Annotated in this window: 2 protein-coding genes; both read left to right on the top strand. The window is 65.4% G+C overall.

The genetic code is table 11. The features are described 5' to 3' along the window. The coding region (locus AC3EUJ_RS36975; RefSeq protein ID WP_431969354.1) for a KAP family P-loop NTPase fold protein at positions 1 to 1,998 on the top strand (1,998 nt) is incomplete at its 5' end. Positions 1,999 to 2,240: 242 nt separating this feature from the next. Continuing rightward, positions 2,241 to 4,592 carry a preprotein translocase subunit SecA gene (locus AC3EUJ_RS36970; protein ID WP_431969352.1) on the top strand — a complete coding sequence of 784 codons (2,352 nt, stop codon included), beginning with the start codon at positions 2,241 to 2,243 and terminating at the stop codon, positions 4,590 to 4,592. Positions 4,593 to 4,891: the final 299 nt, after the last annotated feature.

Here is a 4,891-nt window from a genome sequence, read left to right as displayed (position 1 = left end):
CCTCCTGGAACTCGCCTGCAGCATCATCTGCCTCCGACGACTCCGCACGTCATTCTGAAACGATCAGTTAAGAGCGCGGCCAGCAGCACCGGCGCTTGGTCGGTCGCTGAACTGAACCCCTGGATGTACTCCGACCTCGAGTCGCTGACGCTGGCGCTCTTCAGTGAGATCCGCGCAGCCCTCCCGGACGATGGCCAGTGGTCCGACCTTCGCAGGAAAGTCGGGGCGTTCGGCCAGTCGATCAGCCCGCTGGGCAAGCTCACAGGGTTGCTCGGCCTGGACTCCTCGGAGCTGATCAAGCACGTATCCGACCGGATAGCCGGAGACACCAGCGCCTCAGCCGCCAAACACACCGCCGAAACGGCCCTGCGCCAGGCAGGGCTACCCGTCCTGGTGGTCATGGACGACCTGGACCGGCTCACCCCCCAAGAACTGCTGGTCGTCTTCAAGCTCATCCGCCTGGTCGGCCACCTGCCCAACGTGTACTACCTGATCAGCTTCGACGAACAGACCCTGCTGGACGTCCTCCAACGAACCGACCTGGTCGGTTCGAACGACCAGCGCGCCCAGGAATTCCTGGAAAAGCTCATCCAGGTCCGGCTCGACCTTCCGGCCTTCCGCGATCGCGACATCATCGCCATGACCACCCGCCTCCTGAACGCCCTGCTTGACTCCCACGGGGTGTCCATGAGCCCGGCTCAGGAGCAGCGTTTCTCCGAGGCGTACTTCCGGCACCTCCAAGACCGGCTTCGGACCCCGCGGGCCATCAAACGCTACTTCGGCCAGGCCGGCCCGACACTCGGCTCGCTGGCCGGGGAGGTGGACCTCGTCGACTTCCTGATCGTCACCTTCCTGCGGACCAGCGAGCCACGCGTCTACCGGATGCTGGGACGACACCGCGCCGAACTGACCGGCACCAGTCTCGACCCGGCGCTGGGCCGCGACTCCAGACCCGGTGAGCGCGCCGAACGATGGAAGCAACGCCTACACCATGCCGGTGTCGTCCAGGACAACCTCGACGGGGTACTCGGACTCCTCACGCTGCTGTTCCCGGCCGTCCAGCAGGCCATCGGTAACGGGCCCCGTGCGGCGGCATGGCGGCGCGGGATCGGCAGCCCGGATCATTTCGACCGGTACGTCGTCTTCGGCATCCCCGACGACGACCTCCCAGAAGCCGTCTTCGCGCAGGCCCTCACCCAAATGGCATCAGGAACCGAGGGCGTTGAGGCCGCACAGTTACTGCTCCGGCTCACAGACGACACCCACCGCATCGTCCGACGCATCGACCAAGCACGTGCCGACGGCGCCCCCGTGCCCGCGGCCGCGCTACTCCAGGCCATGGCCGACAACTACGGCCAGCTGACCGCGCAGCCCGAAGCGATGGGCCTGCTGGGTGCCGACCGGCGGGTACGCGCCTTCGCCCCAAGCCTCCTCCTCGACCTGCCCCCCGAACAGCGGCCCACCGTTGTGGCCGCCATGGCAGCCACTTACCACGGAGCAGTCCTCGCTACCCGAACCCTCCACAGCGCCACCAATACCGACGACGCCACACGGGAGAACACAACCACCACCGAACCATGGGCCGCAACCGCTCGCGACACCCTCACCGGTCGCCTGACCGAACACCTGGCCCCCGCCACCCAACAGCCGGCTTCAGACCTCACCGAGCAGGACAGCATCCTGATCTGGATGTGGCGTCACACCCACCCCGCCAGCCTCCGCACCTGGCTGCGCGACCGCCTCGACAACGGATGGGACCTCCTCCCGCTCCTGGCCGTACTCATCACCCCCCAACAGGTTCCGTTCCCCCTCATCGACAACGACACCTGGGCCGGCCTCGACGCCATGTTCACCCACGACGATCTCTACACCCGCCTCACGCCCTACCTCGACTCCCCCGACACCCCGCAACTCGCCGACCAACACCAAGCCGACATCCTCCAAGCACTCCGCGACCGCCGACCCAACCCGCACCAAACCAACCCCGAAACCCCGTGACGACACAATCCCCCCTTCAAAGCCACCTATAGGAACAGTTGCCTCGCCTGACCTGGCAGCTGTCGCCAGGAGGCTGTGCAATGCCAAACTCTTCGCTGACCGCCCGCAATGTGTGGTGAAGTTGGTCAATGGGCTCTCGCACGAAGCGCCGTGAATCGCGCAACAAGAGACAACGCCGTTCCGTCTCGGGGACGCCGGTGCTCGATTGGCACGCGCAGGTCATGGCGGATTCCTTGACCGCCATGACCACACTCATGGCCTCCTTCACTGGCGACGACCCTGCGTCTGAGGCTGACGCGGCCTTCGCCGCGGCGATCGAGGAGTTCGTCGTGGAGGTGCGGCGGTTCGACGCGATCCGGCTCATCGAGGTGGCTCGTCAACGATTCCTGCCGATGGCCCGCGTGGGCGAAATACCTGTCACCGCGGAAGCGGGCGCGGTCTATGTCGAACTGCTGGCGCTGATTGCACTGACCGCCCGGCAGGAGACAGGGAAGGCGGCCGCGGCCGAAGCCGGGTTCCAGGAGATGAGCCACTTCGTCTCCAGCGCGAAGGAAGGACTGGGCAAGATCCTCTACCTTGCGCAGCTGAGTTCATTCGCCCGTGCTGACCTGACCGACAAGCTCGCCATGGTGTCCTTGTTCATTCGGGGCGCCGAAGTGTGGATGCGCAATCCGTCATATCCGGAAATGGTAGAGGAAACCAATCTGGCGCTCCTTGACGGCGTTGAGAGCGTCCGCGCAGCCCTGCAGGCGCAGCTGGGCTTCGACGCCACGGCTGCAATAGCTGTCCTCGATTCCTGCCACGACCTGCAGCAGGACAGGCTGAACGACCGCATTGAGGCGATGGGCAATGCGGTCTTGGACGCGATGGCGGCGGAGGAGGAAGGCCGGGCGGACAGTCAACTGGCGGAACACGCCAGGCTCAGCGTCACGTCGATGTTCGAGCCACCTGCCGAGCAGGCCACTGTCACGATCGACGACATCGTTGCGCATACGGGCCTGGCCGAAGAGTGTGTCCGGGCCGTTGTCGAGCGGTTCCGCCTGGACCTGGGGACGGACAGTCCGATGGATGTCGTCGAGGCGTTCACCAGCGGAAGGAACCCGCTGCGAACGCGGCCACTTATCGTGGGCGCAGACGGGCGTCTGATGCTGCCGCATCCGGCGTTGAACGTGTTCGCTGTGCGGGAGAACCTCGAGGAACACCTGAAGAAGGCGGCCCCGGTGTGGAGCCAGTACGCCAAGCACCGCGGAGACCTTCTCGAATCCCGCACACACGCCGCGCTGGAGCGTGTGCTTCCCGGCGCCCGATTCCGGGACGGGTTGGAGTACTACCTGCCCGCGAGCGATGATGAAGCCGAGGCCGCCGACCCGTCGAAGTACACCAAGCGCGCCGAGGGCGACCACCTCATCGTCCTCGACGATGTGGCCATCATCGTGGAGGACAAGGCCGTCGCCTTGAGCGCGCTATCCCGCGGGGGCAAGACGGCACGGATCCGTACCGACCTGACCGGCATCATCACCAAAGCGGCCGAACAGGCCGGGCGCATGCGCGACGCCATCGAGCGGGACGGTGGCCTGCGCAGCAAAAACGAGGGATGGATCGACCTCAGCCATATCCGTGAGATTCACACCATCGCCGTCAGTCTCGATGACATATCGACGGTCCTGACTGCCACCGCCGAGCTGGTTCGGGCCGGTCTGCTGGCTACGGGCAACATTCCATGGACGGTGTCCGTGCACGATCTCGAGCTGATCACCGAACTGGTGGCGCGTCCGGCCGAGTTCCTGCTGTACCTGCGTCGGCGCCGCAACCCCGAAGTCACTGTGATGTTCCATGCGCCCGACGAAATGGATCTGTTCCTATACTTCTTCGAGGCAGGCCTTTGGGTGGAACCCGACCCCGTGCAGGTGCGTGCGGCGTTCCCCTTCCTGCCCGAGCCGGCCACAGCCGAACTGCGCCGCTACCGAGCACAACAGCCAGCGTTCCTGACCAGCCGAACCGATGCGCTGGACCAGTGGTTCCACACCCGAGGACGCGACGGCGCGCGTTCAGCACTGGCGCCCAAGCCGGCGATGGTGCCATCGCCGCTTGCGCCGCTGATCGACGAGTTGCAGTCCCGCAATGTCACTGGTTGGCTGAGCATCGGTGCCACGCTACTGTCGGGGTCAACCGACGTGCAGCACAAGTTCGCCCGCCACGGCGATGAACTCCTCGACAGTCCAAGTCCCAAGGGCCGTAGCCTGACTATGCCGCTCACGGCCAGCGTCAACCCGGCAGAGGGCTGGCTGTTCGTGTGGGCCACCCGTCCGACTGGAGCCGACCCCGACGAGGCCGACAGGAGGCTCCGCGATTACCTCCGGGCCAAGAAGCATCAGCTCGGTCTGCCCAGAGGTGTCGTCTTCCTCTACGACCAACCAACCCGCGAGCTCCTCGATATCTATTACGACGGGTACACCGGGCCGCTTGATGCTGCGCTGACGGCCATCTTGTCGTCCCTTCGGCCACCCTCAGAACTTCATCGCTCGATCCACCCGAACGCCAAGCGGCCGCAGGACGGCGCGAGGAACGCAGCACGGCACAAGCAGAAGCGGTAGGCACGATTTCTCGCCGGATACCGCCTCCGGCGATAGGAACAGCCACCCCCACGACAGCCAACCCGCCCCGCCCAGCCGCTAAACAGCGGCTACTTGGTCACCTCATGACAGCAGACCAGCCCGCGTAGATAGCGCATGACCAGGCAATCAACAACCGAACACGCTGACGCACAACTGCTGCGACCAACACACCCACGCACAGGTATGGGCGCGCAGATCTACGACCGGCAGAACACCACGGTCACGGTGTCCAGCGAGGGCCAGGACAACTTCCAGCACGGTGTCGTGAGCATCCGCTC

Source organism: Actinacidiphila sp. bgisy160 (assembly GCF_057707815.1).
The sequence above is the reverse complement of the archived record's forward strand: the minus strand, read 5'-3'. Positions and strand labels throughout refer to the sequence as shown.